Below are 14206 nucleotides of genomic sequence, written 5' to 3'. Positions count from 1 at the left end.
AGTCCATGCTTCCCACTCCCGCGCAAGTCCGCCAATACATCGCGGACGGCCTGCCCTGTGACCACCTGGACGTGCAGGGCGACGGCTCGCATTTCGACGCCGTCATCGTCAGCGCCGCCTTCGAGGGCAAGCGCCTGATCCAGCGCCACCAACTGGTCTATGCCGCCCTGGGCGACCGCATGAAGGCCGAGATCCACGCGCTGTCGATGCGCACCCTGACCCCGGACGAATACCGGCAGGCCGGCAAATAATGGACAAGCTGCGCATCACCGGCGGCGCCCGCCTGCACGGGGAAATCTCGATCTCGGGCGCCAAGAACTCGGCCCTGCCGATCCTGTGCGCCAGCCTGCTGACGGCCGACGCGCTGTCGCTGGCCAACGTGCCGCGCCTGAACGACACCGGCACCATGCTGAACCTGCTGGCCCGCATGGGCGTGCGCGCCGAGCGCGGCAATGACGGCATGGTCACGCTGCAGGCCGACCGGGTCGACAGCCTGGAAGCGCCCTACGAACTGGTCAAGACCATGCGCGCGTCCATCCTGGTGCTGGGCCCGCTGGTGGCCCGGTTCGGCGAGGCGCGCGTCAGCCTGCCCGGCGGCTGCACCATCGGCCAGCGTCCGGTGGATCAGCACATCAAGGGGCTGGCCGCGCTGGGCGCCGAGATCAGCATCGAGCACGGCTTCGTGGTGGCGCGCGCCAAGCGCCTGAAGGGCGCTTCCATCCGCACCGACATGGTCACCGTGACCGGCACCGAGAACCTGCTCATGGCGGCAGTGCTGGCGGATGGCCGGACCATCCTGGAAAACGCCGCGCGCGAGCCCGAGATCGTCGACCTGGCGGAACTGCTCATCAAGATGGGCGCCCGCATCCAGGGCCACGGCACGGACCGCATCGTGATCGACGGCGTCGAGCGCCTGCACGGCGCCGAGCACCGCGTCATCTCCGACCGCATCGAGGCCGGCACCTTCCTGTGCGCCGTGGGCGCGGCCGGCGGCGACATCACGCTGCGCGACACCGATCCCGGCATCCTCGGCGCCACGCTGGACAAGCTGATCGAGGCCGGCCTGACCATCGAGACCGGCCCCGACTGGATCCGCGGCGCCATGTCCGCGCGCCCCAGGGCCGTGGGCTTTCGCACGCACGAATATCCCGGTTTCGCCACCGACATGCAGGCGCAGCTGATGGCGCTGAACACCGTGGCCGACGGCACCTCGGTGGTCGTCGAGACCATCTTCGAAAACCGCTACATGCACGTGCAGGAACTGCGCCGCATGGGCGCCGACATCGACATCGACGGCCACACCGCCATCGTGCGCGGCGTGCCCAGGCTGTCGGGCGCCACCGTCATGGCCACCGACCTGCGCGCCTCGGCCAGCCTCGTCATCGCCGGCCTGGCCGCTGACGGCGACACGCTGGTGGACCGCATCTACCACCTGGACCGGGGCTACGACCGCATGGAACTGAAACTGCGCGCCCTGGGCGCCGACATCCAACGCGTCAGCGGCAAGGAGAATGCTTGATGAGCGAAACCACCACGCCGCTGACCCTGGCCTTGTCCAAGGGGCGGATCTTCGAGGAAACCATGCCCCTGCTGGCCGAGGCCGGCATCGAGGTGCCCGAGAATCCGGAAAGCTCGCGCAAGCTGATCCTGCCGACCAGCGATCCCGGCCTGCGCCTGATCATCGTGCGCGCCTCGGACGTGCCCACCTACGTGCAGTACGGCGCGGCCGACCTGGGCATCGCCGGCAAGGACGTGCTGATCGAGCACGCCGCGCAGCAGCCCGGCGGGCTGTACCAGCCCATCGACCTGAACATCGCCAAGTGCCGCCTGGCCGTGGCCGTGCGCAAGGGCTTCGACTACGACGCCGCCGTGCACCAGGGCGCGCGCCTGCGCGTGGCCACCAAGTACGTGCAGTCAGCCCGTGAACACTTCGCGTCCAAGGGCGTATACGTCGACATCATCAAGCTGTATGGTTCGATGGAGCTGGCGCCGCTGGTCGGCCTGGCCGACTGCATCGTCGACCTGGTCTCCACCGGCGGCACGCTGCGCGCCAACGACCTGGTGGCGGTCGAGGACATCATGCCGATCTCCTCTCGCCTGATCGTCAACCAGGCCGCGCTGAAAACCCGCGGCGCGCGCCTGCAGCCGCTGCTGGACGCCTTCGAGCGGGCCGCCGCCCGCAATGCCTAACCCCAGGCCGCCGCGTCCGCGCGGCGGCCGTCGCCTGACCCCATGACGCCATGGCCCTGATCAATCGTCTCGACTCCCGCGATCCCGGATTCGCGTCCGCCCTGTCCAAGCTGCTGGCCTTCGAGGCGGCCGAGGACGAATCCATCGACCGCGCCGCGGCCGGCATCCTGGCCGACGTGCGCGCCCGCGGCGACGCCGCGCTGCTGGAATACACGCAGCGTTTCGACCGCGTGCAGGCGGGCAGCGCCCAGGCGCTGGAGATCCCCAAGGCCGACTGGCATGCCGCGCTGGCCGCGCTGCCGGCCGCCCAACGCGACGCCCTGCAGGCCGCCGCCGCCCGCGTGCGCGCCTATCACGAGCGCCAGCGCGCCGAGACCTGGACGTACACCGAGGCCGACGGCACGCTGCTGGGCCAGCAGGTCACGCCGCTGGACCGCGTCGGCCTGTACGTGCCGGGCGGCAAGGCCGCCTATCCCTCGTCGGTGCTGATGAACGCGATCCCGGCCAAGGTCGCCGGCGTGCCGGAACTGGTCATGGTCACGCCCACGCCCGACGGCACGCGCAACCCCATCGTGCTGGCGGCGGCCGCCATCAGCGGTGTGGACCGCGTGTTCGCCATCGGCGGCGCGCAGGCCGTGGGCGCGCTGGCCTACGGCACCGCCACCGTGCCGGCCGTGGACAAGATCGTCGGCCCCGGCAACGCCTACGTTGCCGCCGCCAAGCGCCGCGTGTTCGGCGTGGTCGGCATCGACATGATCGCCGGCCCCAGCGAGATCCTGGTCATCTGCGACGGCAAGACGCCGGCCGACTGGATCGCCATGGACCTGTTCTCGCAAGCCGAGCACGACGAGCTGGCCCAATCCATCCTGCTCTGTCCCGACGCCGCCTTCCTGGCCGAGGTCGAGGCCGCCATCGCGCGCCTCCTGCCGACCATGCCGCGCGCCGACATCCTGCGCGTCAGCCTGGCCAACCGCGGCGCGCTGATCCAGGTGCGCGACCTGGACGAAGCCTGCCGCATCGCCAATGACATCGCCCCCGAACACCTGGAGATCTCCACCGAGAACCCGGAACAGTGGACCGCCAAGATCCGCCACGCTGGCGCGATCTTCATGGGCCGCTACAGCTCCGAGGCGCTGGGCGACTACTGCGCCGGCCCCAACCATGTGCTGCCGACCTCGCGCACAGCGCGCTTTTCCTCGCCGCTGGGCGTGTACGACTTCCAGAAGCGCTCCAGCCTGATCCAGGTCTCGCGCGACGGCGCCCAGACCCTGGGCCGGATCGCCGCCGAACTGGCGCTGGGCGAGGGCCTGCAGGCGCACGCCGCCAGCGCCCAGTACCGGCTGGACCAGCCATGAGCGGCCAGGCCACCGCCGCCGGCAAGGACACCCAGATGCCCCCGTCCGGCGCCCGCATCGCCGCCACCGTCCGCGCCGATGTCCGCGCCCTGGCCGCCTATCCGGTGGCCGAGGCGACCGGCTGCATCAAGCTGGACGCCATGGAATGCCCTTACGAGCTGCCCGAGGCCGTGCGCGAGGACATCGCGCGCGCCGTCCGCGACACGCCGCTGAACCGCTACCCCAGCGCCGACCTGTCCGCGCTGCAACAGGCGGTGCGCGCGGCCTTCGGCGTGCCGGACGCGGCCGGCCTGCTGTTCGGCAACGGCTCGGACGAGCTGATCCACATCGCCATCCAGGCCTGCTGCGCCCCCGGCGATGTGGTGCTGTCGCCCTGGCCGTCCTTCGTCTATTTCGACATGGCGGCGCGCTTCGACCACGCCCGCTTCGTCGGCGTGCCGCTGACCGAGGACCTGTCCCTGGATCTGCCCGCCATGCTGGCCGCCATCCGCGAGCACCAGCCCAAGCTGGTGTTCCTGGCCGTGCCCAACAATCCCACCGGCGGCCTGTGGCCGGCCGAACAGGTCCAGGCCGTGATCGACGCCGCGCCCGGCCTGGTGGTGATCGACGAGGCCTACCAGCCCTTCGCCGACGGCACCTGGATGCCGCGCGTGCTGGATCTGCCCAACGTGGTGGTCATGCGCACCGTGTCCAAGATCGGACTGGCGGGCCTGCGCTTCGGCTACCTGGCCGGCAGCCCCGACTGGATCGCCGAGCTGAACAAGGTGCGCCCGCCCTACAACCTGGACGTGCTGACCCAGGCCGCGTTGCTGGCCGTGCTGCGCCACAAGCCGGTGCTGGACGAGCAGGCCGCCCGCCTGCGCGCCGACCGGGGCCCGCTGGCCGCCGCCCTGGCCGCCTTGCCCGGCACGCGGGTTTTCCCTTCCGCGGGTAATTTCGTCCTGGCCCGCTTTTCCGGCAAGATGGATGGCAACGCCGTGCATCTCGCCCTGAAAACGCGCAAAATATTGGTGCGCAACTTCTCCGGCGCCCACCCGCTGCTGGCGGACTGCCTGCGCATCTCGGTGGGCGCCCCCGCCGAAAACGCCGCCCTGCTGGCCGCGCTGCAAGAAATACTTAGTTAATCGAGTCCCGACATGCGTACCGCAGAGATCACCCGCAACACCAACGAAACCCGCATCCGCGTGGCCGTCAACCTGGACGGCACCGGCAAGCAGACGATCGACACCGGCGTGCCGTTCCTCGATCACATGCTGGACCAGATCGCGCGCCACGGCCTGATCGACCTGGACATCAAGGCGGAAGGCGACCTGCACATCGACGCGCATCACACCGTCGAGGACGTCGGCATCACGCTGGGCATGGCCATCGCCAAGGCGGTCGGCAACAAGGCCGGCCTGCGCCGCTACGGCCACGCCTACGTGCCGCTGGACGAGGCGCTGTCGCGCGTGGTGGTGGACTTCTCCGGCCGCCCGGGCCTGGAATATCACATCCCCTTCACCCGCGCCCGCATCGGCGACTTCGACGTGGACCTGACGCGCGAATTCTTCCAGGGCCTGGTCAACCACGCCCTGATCACGCTGCACATCGACAACCTGCGCGGCGTCAATGCCCACCACCAGTGCGAAACGGTCTTCAAGGCCTGTGGCCGCGCCCTGCGCATGGCCATCGAGGTCGACCCGCGCATGGGCGACATCGTGCCGTCCACCAAGGGCGTGCTGTAACGTCCACGATCTTCCGCACCGCATCAGGCAGACAGAATTGACCACTATCGCCATCGTCGATTACGGGATGGGCAACTTCCATTCCGTCGCGCGCGCGCTCCGGTACGCCGCCCCCGACGCCGACATCCGCATCTGCAACCAGCCCCATGAGATCGACGCGGCCGACCGGGTCGTGTTCCCCGGCCAGGGCGCCATGGCCGATTGCATGCGCACGCTGAACGAATCCGGCCTGCGCGAGGCGGTCGAGCGCGCCGCGCGCGCCAAGCCGCTGCTGGGCGTGTGCGTGGGCGAACAGATGCTGTTCGACCGCAGCGAGGAAGGCGACACGCCCTGCCTGGGGATCTTCCCGGGCGTGGTGCGTCGCTACGCCGGCCCGCGCTACGCGCCCGTCGTCACGGGCGAGGGCGAGGCCTGCGCGTCCGACGCCGGCCAAGCCGGCGCCGCGCCGACCGGCGCCGAATTGCTCAAGGTGCCGCACATGGGATGGAACAAAGTGCGCCAGACTCGCTCTCATCCTGTGTGGGCCGGCATCCCGGACGAAACTCACTTCTATTTCGTCCATAGTTATTACGCCGATCCCGCCGATCCCGGCCTGACCGTCGGTGAAACCGATTATGGCGTCAGCTTTACCTGCGCAGTGGCGGCAGCTAACATTTTCGCGGTGCAGTTCCACCCGGAAAAGAGCGCCGAACACGGTTTGCGCCTGTATCGCAATTTTGTAGACTGGCAGCCATAACCCAGGCTCAGGCCTGCCGCTCCAGCCCGTTCAACTCTTTTTCTTTCGCTACCATGCTGCTGATCCCCGCCATCGATCTCAAAGACGGGCGCTGCGTGCGCCTGCGCCAGGGCGACCTGGACGATGCAACGGTGTTCTCCGAAGACCCCGCCGCCATGGCCTCCCGCTGGCTCGAACAGGGCGCGCGCCGCCTGCACCTGGTCGACCTGAACGGCGCGGTCGCGGGCAAGCCCCGCAATGAAGTCCCCATCAAGGCCATCCTGGATGCCGTGGGCGACGAGATGCCGGTCCAGATCGGCGGCGGCATCCGCGATCTCGACACCATCGAGCGCTACCTCGACGCCGGCATTTCCTACGTCATCATCGGCACGGCCGCCGTCAAGAACCCCGGCTTCCTGCATGACGCCTGCGGCGCCTTCCCCGGCCAGATCATCGTCGGCCTGGACGCGCGCGACGGCAAGATCGCCACCGACGGCTGGAGCAAGCTGACGCGCCACGACGTGCTGGACCTGGCCAAGAAGTTCGAGGACTACGGCTGCGAAGCCATCATCTACACCGACATCGGCCGCGACGGCATGCTCTCGGGCGTGAACGTCGACGCCACGGTGCGCCTGGCGCAGCACGTGCGCATCCCGGTGTACGCCTCGGGCGGCATCGCCGGCATCCAGGACATCGAGGCGCTGTGCGCGGTCGAGGAAGAGGGCGTCGAAGGCGCCATCCTGGGCCGCAGCATCTACGAAGGCACGCTGGACTTCCAGGCCGCCCAGGCGCGCGCCGACGAGCTGTCCAAATGACCACTTCCGGCACGCAGGGCGGTGCGCCCGCGCAGAGCGCGCTGACCCGCCGCATCATTCCCTGCCTTGACGTCACGGCCGGCCGTGTCGTCAAGGGCGTGAACTTCGTCAACCTGACCGACGCGGGCGACCCCGTCGAGATCGCCCGCCGCTACAACGAGCAGGGCGCCGACGAACTCACCTTCCTGGACATCACCGCCACCAGCGACGGCCGCGACCTGATCCTGCCCATCATCGAGCAGGTGGCCTCGCAGGTCTTCATCCCGCTGACCGTGGGCGGCGGCGTGCGCCAGGTGTCCGACATCCAGCGCCTGCTCAACGCCGGCGCCGACAAGATCAGCATCAACAGCGCCGCCGTGGCCAACCCGGAACTGGTGCGCGCGGCGTCCGACTACCATGGCTCGCAATGCGTGGTGGTGGCCATCGACGCCCGCCGCGTGTCGCAGCCGGGCGAACCGGCGCGCTGGGAAGTATTCACGCACGGCGGCCGCAAGGCCACCGGCCTGGACGCCGTGACCTGGGCCCGCCGCATGGCCGCCTACGGCGCCGGCGAGATCCTGCTGACCAGCATGGACCGCGACGGCACCAAATCCGGTTTCGACCTGGAGCTGACCCGCGCCGTGTCCGACGCCGTGCCGGTGCCGGTCATCGCCTCGGGCGGCGTGGGCAACCTGCAGCATCTGGCCGACGGCGTGACCACCGGCCGCGCCAGCGCGGTGCTGGCCGCCAGCATCTTCCACTTCGGCCAGCATACGGTGCGCGAGTGCAAGCAGTTCATGGCCGCGCAGGGCATCCCAACTAGATTGTGACCCACCCCGAGCGCTGCGCGCTTCCCCTCAAGGGGCGCAGCTGCGGACCGGCAAAGCCGGCTCCGCGCTGCCCCGCTTGTGGCGCAGCGCTTGCTGTTAGGGGTGTCTTTCGAAGGAAGGATGCGGGCGGGATTCGGCTTGGGCGCTGCCATCCGCCTTGGACCAGGCGGGCGCGCGTGCAACAAGGTATTGCCGTAAGATGATGGATCCCTGGCGCTTGCGGTGGCTGGCCGGATCGGCCGGCTGCATGCGGCGCGCGAGGACAATGGATGAATGACATGAGCAATGAACCCGCCTGGCTGGCCGATGTCGTGTTCGACAAGGACGGCCTGATTCCCGCCATCGCGCAGGATGCCGAGAACGGCCAGATCATGATGGTCGCCTGGATGAACCGCGAATCGCTGGCCGAGACGGCCGCGACGGGCCGCGCCGTGTACTGGTCGCGGTCGCGCCAGCGCCTGTGGCGCAAGGGCGAGGAATCCGGCCATGTGCAGCAGGTGCACGAGCTGCGCCTGGATTGCGATGGCGACGTGGTGCTGCTGAAGATCCACCAGGAAGGCGGCATCGCCTGCCATACCGGCCGCGCCAGCTGCTTCTACCGCCGCCTGGAAGGCCGCGCCGACGAGGCCGCCTGGATCACCGTGGACCCGGTGCTGAAAGACCCCGAGCATATCTACAAATGACCGCCACCCAACTGAACGCGGGCGACGTGCTCGCCCGCGTCGCCGACACCCTGGAAACCCGCCGCCCCGAGAATGGCGGCGATCCGCAAGCGTCCTACGCCGCCAAGCTGCTGGCCAAGGGGCCCGACGCCTTCCTGAAGAAGATCGGCGAAGAAGCCACCGAGCTGGTCATGGCCGCCAAGGACGGCGTGCCGGAGCGCATCGTCAGCGAGACCGCCGACCTGTGGTTCCACTGCCTGGTTGCGCTGACCCATTTCAAGCTGCGCCCCGAGGACGTGCTGGCCGAGCTGGCGCGCCGCGAAGGGTTGTCCGGCCTGGCGGAAAAGGCCAGCCGCCCCAAGGATTGAAGACGGAAACCGGAAAAATGAGCGCCAACTGTATCTTCTGCAAGATCGCCGCGGGCGAGATCCCGGCCAAGAAAGTCTACGAAGACGAAGACTTCCTGTGCTTTCACGACATCAATCCGGCCGCGCCGGTGCATCTTTTGCTGATCCCTCGACGTCATGTCATATCCATGCAGGATATTACGGGTGAGGACGCAGTCTGGTTGGGTAGAATGATGGCACTGGTTCCGAAGCTCGCGGCCGAGAACGGCTGCAACCCGGGCCCCGATGGCGGATTTCGCATCATGATCAATTCTGGCGTCGAAGGCGGCCAGGAAGTCCCGCATCTGCATTTCCACATTCTTGGCGGCGCGCGGCCCTGGAAAGGACGCGCGGCCCCCACTGCGTAACACGGAGAAACCGTCATGGGTAGCTTTAGCATTTGGCATTGGTTGGTCGTCCTGGTCATCGTGGCCCTGATCTTCGGCACCAAGAAACTGCGCAACATCGGGTCCGACCTGGGCGGCGCGGTCAAGGGCTTCAAGGAAGGCATGAAGGACGCCAACGGCGGTGACAAGCCCGCCGAACCCATCGCGCAGCAGCGCGTCTCGGGCGAGACCATCGACGTGCAAGCCAAGGAAAAGTCCAATTCCTGAGCCCTCGCGGCTTTCCCTCCGGGCCGCGCCCACGCCGGCCCGCCCAGCTTTTCTTTCCGAGCGGCCATCGCATGTTTGATGTCAGCCTCACTGAACTGATGGTGATCGGCGTCGTCGCCCTGATCGTCATCGGCCCCGAACGCCTGCCCAAGGTGGCCCGCACCGTCGGCCACCTGCTGGGCCGCGCGCAGCGCTACGTCAACGACGTGAAGTCCGACATCCAGCGCGAGATCGAGCTCGACGAGCTGCGCAAGTTCAAGAGCGAAATGGAGACCGCGGCCCAGGGCGTGCAGAAATCGCTGCACGAAACCCAGGCGTCGCTGGAAGAACCGGTGCAGCAGCTGCGCGCCGAGCTGGACGAAGCGGCCCGCGAGGTCAACGGCCAGCCGGCGGCGCAAGCGCCCGCCGCCGACGCGTCCGAGGCGCTGCCCGCGCCGACGCCTGCCGCAGGTTCGCCTGCCGCAGGTTCGCCTGCCGCAGGATCGCCTGCCGCTCAGCCCGCCACCGAACCCGCGCGCACCATCGCGCCGCCCGCGCAGAACCCCAATCTGGCCCTGGACCTCGGCCCCGAGCCGGCACAGGCCACAGCGCCCGCCACGCCGGCGGCCAGCGAACCCGCGCCCGCCGCCAAGCCCGCCACGCCCCCCGGAACGCCAACGTGACCCAGGACGCCTCCCAACAAGAAGACGGCCAGCAGGAAAGCTTCATCTCCCATCTGATCGAGCTGCGCTCCCGCCTGCTGCGCGCCGCCGCCGCGATCGTGGCCGTGTTCATCGTGCTGTTCATCTATCCCGGCGCCTCGCCGATCTATGACGCGCTGGCCCAGCCCATGCTGGCCTCGCTGCCGCAGGGCACGCGCATGATCGCCACCGGCGTCATCACGCCCTTCATGGTGCCGGTCAAGGTCACCATGATGGCGGCCTTCATCATCGCGCTGCCGGTGGTGCTGTACCAGGCCTGGGCCTTCGTCGCGCCGGGCCTGTACCGCCATGAAAAGCGGCTGGCGCTGCCGCTGATCGTCTCCAGCACGGTGCTGTTCCTGGCCGGCATGGCGTTCTGCTATTTCGTGGTGTTCCGCACGGTCTTCCACTTCATCGCCACATTCGCGCCGCAGTCGATCACGCCGGCGCCGGACATCGAGGCCTACCTGAGCTTCGTCATGACCATGTTCCTGGCCTTCGGCATCACCTTCGAGGTGCCCGTGGCCGTGGTGCTGCTGGTCAAGATGGGCGTGGTCGAGCTGTCCAAGCTCAAGGCCGCGCGCGGCTACGTGGTGGTGGGCGCCTTCATCATCGCGGCGGTGGTCACCCCCCCCGACGTGGTCAGCCAGTTCATGCTGGCCGTGCCGCTGTGCCTGCTGTACGAGGTCGGCCTGATCTGCGCCCGCATGGTCTCGCCCAGGCGCGCCGCAGAGGACGATCCGGCATCGGATTCCCTCACCGAACGCCACTGAAGTAAGACCGTTTCACCTTGCGGGGACATGACTGCAATCCTACATTGCACTCATGTCCCTAGCCCAACGCCTGAGCGCCCTGATGCGGTGGCGCGGCATCAAAAGCCAAAACCAGCTGGCCCGCATTTCCGGCGTGCCGCAGTCCTGCATCCATCGCATCCTCAATCGCGGAGACCACTACTGGCCCGACCGCCGCACGGTGCTGCGCCTGGCCAAGGCGCTGGACACCAGCGCCGTGTGGCTGACCGACGGCGTGGCCCCCGCCTCCGGACCCGGTGATCGCGCGGCCCCGCCGCATGTGCTGCAAGACGCGGCCCAGCCGGGCGACGGCTATTGCACCGAGATCTGCGCGCTGTTGCGCAGCCGCCCCGACGCCACCAAGAAGCAGGTGCTGACCGTGGTCCGCATCCTGCTCGACGGCCGGCCCGCGAACTAGACGTCTGCCTGGCGGGAGGCCTTGCATGCTCTCCCGGCGTGCGTGCGACACGCGCACCGCTGAGCGGCCACGACGCACCGTCCAAACGACGCTCCCATCGCTGCCACGGCCATCCCTAGCGCGGCCGGCCCGGCCGCGTGCCCACCACGACCTCCAGCTCGCTGCGCTTGCCACCGCGCAGCAGGCCCAGCCTGGCGCGCTCGCCGGTCGGCAGCTGCGCGATCTCAGCCAACAGGCCATTGGTGCTGGTCATGGGCTTGCCGTTCACCGACTGCACGATGTCGCCCACGCGCAGGCCGGCGCGGGCCGCCGGGCCGTCGCGCAGCACACCGGCGATGATCACGCCGCCGGCGTCGCGCTCGAGCTGGAACGCACGCGCCAGTTCGGGCGTGATGTCCTGCGGTTCGATGCCCAGCCAGCCACGCTTGACCTGGCCGGTCTTGACGATTTCGTCCATGACCCTGCGGGCGATGTCGATGGGCGTGGCGAAGCCGATGCCCATCGAACCGCCGGATTCCGAATAGATCGCGGTGTTGATGCCGACCAGGCTGCCCTGGGCGTCGACCAGCGCGCCGCCCGAATTGCCGGGGTTGATGGCCGCGTCGGTCTGGATGAAATGCTCATAGGTGTTCAGGCCCAGCCCGTTGCGGCCCAGCGCCGACACGATGCCCTGCGTCGTGGTCTGGCCCACGCCGAACGGATTGCCGATCGCCAGCACCACGTCGCCCACGCGCAGCCCCTTGTCGGGCGCCAGCACGGCGGTGGGCAGGTTGCGCAGACTGCCCAGCTTGAGCACCGCCAGATCCGTGTCCGGATCGGCGCCCACCACCTTGGCGCTGTCCTTGCGACCGTCGGCCAGCGCCACCTCGATGGCCTCGGCCGCCTGCACCACGTGATAATTGGTCAGCACGAAGCCGTCCTGACTCACGATCACGCCCGAGCCCAGGCTGGTGGTGGCCTGCTGGCGGCTGGCGCCGGGCATGTTGCCGAACAGCTGGCGCAGGATGGGATCGTCCGGCAGGGGGATCAGCGGCACGTTCACGAGCTTGGTCGTGTAGACGTTGACCACGGACGGCGCGGCGCGGGCCACGCCATCCGCATAGGACGCCAGCGCGGCGGCGCGCGTCGCCGGCGGCCCGGCGGGCACCGCGGCCTGGACGGCCGGCGCGGCCGCCGGCCCCGCCAGTCGCAGCAGGTCGGGCCGCAAGGTGGTGACGACGAATAGAATACCCAGGCAGACCGTGACGGCCTGAGCGAAGATCAGCCAATATCGGCGCATGTTTCTGATAGGACTAGCAATGCAAAAAGTGGATTCCCGCGTCCTGGCCGACTGGCTGGACGACACCCTGCAGGCCCCGCGATTCAAGGACTACTGTCCCAACGGACTGCAGGTGGAAGGCCGTTCCGAGATCGGACACATTATCACCGGAGTCACCGCCAGCGAGGCGCTCTTGCGCGTGGCTGTCGAGCGCGGCGCGGACGCGGTGCTGGTCCATCACGGCTGGATGTGGCGCAACGAGGACCGCCGCGTCATCGGCACCCGCCGCACCCGCATGGCGCTGGCGCTGAACAACGACCTGAATCTTTACGCCTACCACCTGCCGCTGGACGCCCATCCGCAGCTGGGCAACAACGCCCAGCTGGCCCGCGTGCTGGGCCTGGCGCCGTCGCTGCGCGACGACGGCGCGCCGCGCACCTGTGGCCCGGACAACCTGGTCTGGCTGGGCGACGCCCCCGGCCTGGCGACGCTGGGCGACCTGGCCGCGCGCGTGCGCGAACGCCTGGGCCGCGAGCCGCTGGTGGTGGGCGATCCGAGCCAGCCGCTGGGCCGCGTGGCCTGGTGCACCGGCGGCGCGCAGGGCATGCTGGCCGACGCGGTGGACGCCGGCGCCACCGCCTACATCACGGGCGAGGTCTCCGAATCCACCGTGCACCTGGCGCGCGAGACCGGCGTGGGCTTCATCGGCGCGGGCCACCATGCGACCGAGCGCTACGGCGTCCAGGCGCTGGGACAGGCAGTGGCCGAACGCTTCGGCATCAAGGTCGAGTTCGTGGACATCGACAATCCCGCGTAGGCATCGCGCCGCGCGCACCGCCCCCCCAATCCGCCCCCGAAAGGGGGCGTTTTCATTGCAACGCCCGCTACGGAGACGACTTGCCGGCTCGGCGCATGCCAGCGGAGGTCCGGCGCATGCCGTCCAGCCCCACCGGATCGGCCAGGTTTCGATCCGGGAAAACCAGGGGATGCGATCAATGCGGCGCCGCCGCGTCGCATCTGGTCAATCGCGGTTCTCTCCACGTCAATTGCGCCGCCAGCCGCGGTCCTAGCATTCCATGCAGCCCCCCCACGGCCAGGCCCTTCCTGGCGGGCCCCACGACCCGGAACACACTGCATGCTGACCCTCCATGACCACCCACGCTCCGGCAACTGCTACAAAGTCCGGCTGTTCCTTGCGCTCATCGGCATGGACTATGAACGCAGGTTCATGGACGTGCTGGCGCGCAAGAACCAGACCGCGGAATTCGAGCGCATCAGCGCCTTCCAGCAGATTCCCGCGCTGGTGGATGGCGACACCGCACTCTGGGACAGCCACGCCATCCTGCTGCACCTGGCGCATCACTACGCCCCCGCATGGCTGGCGCCGCTGCCCCGCATCGGCGCCATGCATGCCTGGATATCCGTCTCCGCCAACGAGATCGCCAACAGCCTGCAACCGCTGCGGCTGACGCATGTCGTGAGCAAGGCCGAAGCCGCGCACCACCTGGGCGTGGACGAAGCGCTGCTGGACATGCCGGGCATGCGGCGCCGCACCGAACGCGTATTGCGCCGCATGGACCAGCATCTTGCCGCGCACGACTGGCTGGCCGGCTCCGATGCGCCCACGGTGGCCGACATCGCCTGCTATGGCTATCTGGCGCTGGCCGAGGAAGCCGCCATCGACCTCTGCGCCTATCCCGCCATCGCCGCGTAGCGCGGACGCATCCAGCAGTTGCCAAGCTACGTGCCGCCAGGCGCATGAACGCCGCGACGACCAACACAACGACAA

Annotated in this window: 19 protein-coding genes; 18 read left to right on the top strand and 1 reads right to left on the bottom strand. The window is 68.9% G+C overall.

Features of this window, described 5'->3' with window-relative positions; genetic code table 11:
• Positions 1–5 precede the first annotated feature (5 nt).
• The 16 genes from C2U31_RS05925 (at position 6) to C2U31_RS05850 (ending at position 11159) form a co-directional block, all read left to right on the top strand.
• Complete coding sequence (locus C2U31_RS05925) at positions 6–251, top strand: BolA family protein (protein WP_103271992.1); 246 nt, start codon at positions 6–8, stop codon at positions 249–251.
• Positions 251–1519, top strand: a complete 1269-nt coding sequence (gene murA, locus C2U31_RS05920) for a UDP-N-acetylglucosamine 1-carboxyvinyltransferase (protein WP_103271991.1) — start codon at positions 251–253, stop codon at positions 1517–1519. The genes C2U31_RS05925 and murA overlap by 1 nt, the downstream gene beginning before the upstream one ends.
• A complete protein-coding gene (gene hisG, locus C2U31_RS05915) occupies positions 1519–2190 on the top strand; it encodes an ATP phosphoribosyltransferase (protein ID WP_103271990.1) in 672 nt (223 codons plus the stop codon). Before murA ends, hisG begins: the two co-directional genes overlap by 1 nt.
• Positions 2191–2240: 50 nt before the next feature.
• A complete protein-coding gene (gene hisD / locus C2U31_RS05910) occupies positions 2241–3545 on the top strand; it encodes a histidinol dehydrogenase (protein WP_103271989.1) in 1305 nt (434 codons plus the stop codon).
• A gap of 35 nt (positions 3546–3580) precedes the next feature.
• On the top strand, positions 3581–4669 hold the full coding sequence (gene hisC / locus C2U31_RS05905; protein ID WP_103276272.1) for a histidinol-phosphate transaminase: 1089 nt from the start codon (positions 3581–3583) through the stop codon (positions 4667–4669).
• A 12-nt stretch (positions 4670–4681) separates the two neighbouring features.
• Entirely contained in the window at positions 4682–5269 is a 588-nt protein-coding gene (gene hisB, locus C2U31_RS05900) for an imidazoleglycerol-phosphate dehydratase HisB (RefSeq protein WP_103271988.1), read from the top strand.
• 37 nt (positions 5270–5306) lie between these two features.
• Positions 5307–6005, top strand: a complete 699-nt coding sequence (locus C2U31_RS05895) for an imidazole glycerol phosphate synthase subunit HisH (protein ID WP_103271987.1) — start codon at positions 5307–5309, stop codon at positions 6003–6005.
• 53 nt (positions 6006–6058) lie between these two features.
• Positions 6059–6799, top strand: coding sequence for a 1-(5-phosphoribosyl)-5-[(5-phosphoribosylamino)methylideneamino]imidazole-4-carboxamide isomerase (gene hisA, locus C2U31_RS05890; RefSeq protein WP_103271986.1), 741 nt, complete (start codon positions 6059–6061; stop codon positions 6797–6799).
• Positions 6796–7608, top strand: coding sequence for an imidazole glycerol phosphate synthase subunit HisF (gene hisF, locus C2U31_RS05885; RefSeq protein ID WP_103271985.1), 813 nt, complete (start codon positions 6796–6798; stop codon positions 7606–7608). The genes hisA and hisF overlap by 4 nt, the downstream gene beginning before the upstream one ends.
• A gap of 278 nt (positions 7609–7886) precedes the next feature.
• Entirely contained in the window at positions 7887–8291 is a 405-nt protein-coding gene (gene hisI / locus C2U31_RS05880) for a phosphoribosyl-AMP cyclohydrolase (protein ID WP_103271984.1), read from the top strand.
• A complete protein-coding gene (locus C2U31_RS05875; protein ID WP_103271983.1) occupies positions 8288–8638 on the top strand; it encodes a phosphoribosyl-ATP diphosphatase in 351 nt (116 codons plus the stop codon). The genes hisI and C2U31_RS05875 overlap by 4 nt, the downstream gene beginning before the upstream one ends.
• Positions 8639–8655: 17 nt before the next feature.
• A complete protein-coding gene (locus tag C2U31_RS05870; RefSeq protein WP_103271982.1) occupies positions 8656–9024 on the top strand; it encodes a histidine triad nucleotide-binding protein in 369 nt (122 codons plus the stop codon).
• 15 nt (positions 9025–9039) lie between these two features.
• Positions 9040–9270: a Sec-independent protein translocase subunit TatA gene (tatA, locus tag C2U31_RS05865; protein WP_088143704.1), complete on the top strand. Its 231-nt coding sequence runs from the start codon at positions 9040–9042 to the stop codon at positions 9268–9270.
• 71 nt (positions 9271–9341) lie between these two features.
• Positions 9342–9932 (top strand): Sec-independent protein translocase protein TatB, encoded by a 591-nt coding sequence (gene tatB / locus C2U31_RS05860; protein WP_103271981.1) that lies wholly within the window; start codon positions 9342–9344, stop codon positions 9930–9932.
• Complete coding sequence (tatC, locus tag C2U31_RS05855) at positions 9929–10723, top strand: twin-arginine translocase subunit TatC (protein WP_103271980.1); 795 nt, start codon at positions 9929–9931, stop codon at positions 10721–10723. Before tatB ends, tatC begins: the two co-directional genes overlap by 4 nt.
• A gap of 52 nt (positions 10724–10775) precedes the next feature.
• Positions 10776–11159 (top strand): helix-turn-helix domain-containing protein, encoded by a 384-nt coding sequence (locus C2U31_RS05850; protein WP_103271979.1) that lies wholly within the window; start codon positions 10776–10778, stop codon positions 11157–11159.
• A 115-nt stretch (positions 11160–11274) separates the two neighbouring features.
• Here C2U31_RS05850 and C2U31_RS05845 read toward each other — a convergent pair whose 3' ends face one another.
• On the bottom strand, positions 11275–12438 hold the full coding sequence (locus C2U31_RS05845) for a trypsin-like peptidase domain-containing protein (RefSeq protein WP_103271978.1): 1164 nt from the start codon (positions 12436–12438) through the stop codon (positions 11275–11277).
• A 19-nt stretch (positions 12439–12457) separates the two neighbouring features.
• Here C2U31_RS05845 and C2U31_RS05840 point away from each other — a divergent pair, with 19 nt between their 5' ends.
• Together C2U31_RS05840 and C2U31_RS05835 are read left to right on the top strand one after the other, a co-directional pair.
• Positions 12458–13234: a Nif3-like dinuclear metal center hexameric protein gene (locus C2U31_RS05840; protein ID WP_103271977.1), complete on the top strand. Its 777-nt coding sequence runs from the start codon at positions 12458–12460 to the stop codon at positions 13232–13234.
• Between the two features lie 318 nt (positions 13235–13552).
• The gene (locus C2U31_RS05835; protein WP_103271976.1) at positions 13553–14131 is read left to right on the top strand and encodes a glutathione S-transferase family protein; all 579 of its coding nucleotides are present in this window, start codon (positions 13553–13555) and stop codon (positions 14129–14131) included.
• Positions 14132–14206 lie beyond the last annotated feature (75 nt).

This window comes from Achromobacter sp. AONIH1, assembly GCF_002902905.1.
Lineage (GTDB): Bacteria > Pseudomonadota > Gammaproteobacteria > Burkholderiales > Burkholderiaceae_B > Achromobacter.
Note: the sequence above shows the minus strand (reverse complement) of the source record. Positions and strands in the feature narration are given on the sequence as shown.

Excerpts from the sequence above, each read along its gene's own strand:
- hisF (WP_103271985.1), top strand. The coding sequence starts at position 6,796 with ATGACCACTTCCGGCACGCAGGGCGGTGCGCCCGCGCAGAGCGCGCTG.
- hisD (WP_103271989.1), top strand. The coding sequence starts at position 2,241 with ATGGCCCTGATCAATCGTCTCGACTCCCGCGATCCCGGATTCGCGTCC.
- C2U31_RS05840 (WP_103271977.1), top strand. The coding sequence starts at position 12,458 with ATGCAAAAAGTGGATTCCCGCGTCCTGGCCGACTGGCTGGACGACACC.
- hisG (WP_103271990.1), top strand. The coding sequence starts at position 1,519 with ATGAGCGAAACCACCACGCCGCTGACCCTGGCCTTGTCCAAGGGGCGG.
- C2U31_RS05925 (WP_103271992.1), top strand. The coding sequence starts at position 6 with ATGCTTCCCACTCCCGCGCAAGTCCGCCAATACATCGCGGACGGCCTG.
- tatB (WP_103271981.1), top strand. The coding sequence starts at position 9,342 with ATGTTTGATGTCAGCCTCACTGAACTGATGGTGATCGGCGTCGTCGCC.
- hisB (WP_103271988.1), top strand. The coding sequence starts at position 4,682 with ATGCGTACCGCAGAGATCACCCGCAACACCAACGAAACCCGCATCCGC.
- hisA (WP_103271986.1), top strand. The coding sequence starts at position 6,059 with ATGCTGCTGATCCCCGCCATCGATCTCAAAGACGGGCGCTGCGTGCGC.
- C2U31_RS05875 (WP_103271983.1), top strand. The coding sequence starts at position 8,288 with ATGACCGCCACCCAACTGAACGCGGGCGACGTGCTCGCCCGCGTCGCC.
- C2U31_RS05850 (WP_103271979.1), top strand. The coding sequence starts at position 10,776 with ATGTCCCTAGCCCAACGCCTGAGCGCCCTGATGCGGTGGCGCGGCATC.
- C2U31_RS05870 (WP_103271982.1), top strand. The coding sequence starts at position 8,656 with ATGAGCGCCAACTGTATCTTCTGCAAGATCGCCGCGGGCGAGATCCCG.
- tatA (WP_088143704.1), top strand. The coding sequence starts at position 9,040 with ATGGGTAGCTTTAGCATTTGGCATTGGTTGGTCGTCCTGGTCATCGTG.
- murA (WP_103271991.1), top strand. The coding sequence starts at position 251 with ATGGACAAGCTGCGCATCACCGGCGGCGCCCGCCTGCACGGGGAAATC.
- C2U31_RS05845 (WP_103271978.1), bottom strand. The coding sequence starts at position 12,438 with ATGCGCCGATATTGGCTGATCTTCGCTCAGGCCGTCACGGTCTGCCTG.
- hisC (WP_103276272.1), top strand. The coding sequence starts at position 3,581 with ATGCCCCCGTCCGGCGCCCGCATCGCCGCCACCGTCCGCGCCGATGTC.
- hisI (WP_103271984.1), top strand. The coding sequence starts at position 7,887 with ATGAGCAATGAACCCGCCTGGCTGGCCGATGTCGTGTTCGACAAGGAC.
- C2U31_RS05835 (WP_103271976.1), top strand. The coding sequence starts at position 13,553 with ATGCTGACCCTCCATGACCACCCACGCTCCGGCAACTGCTACAAAGTC.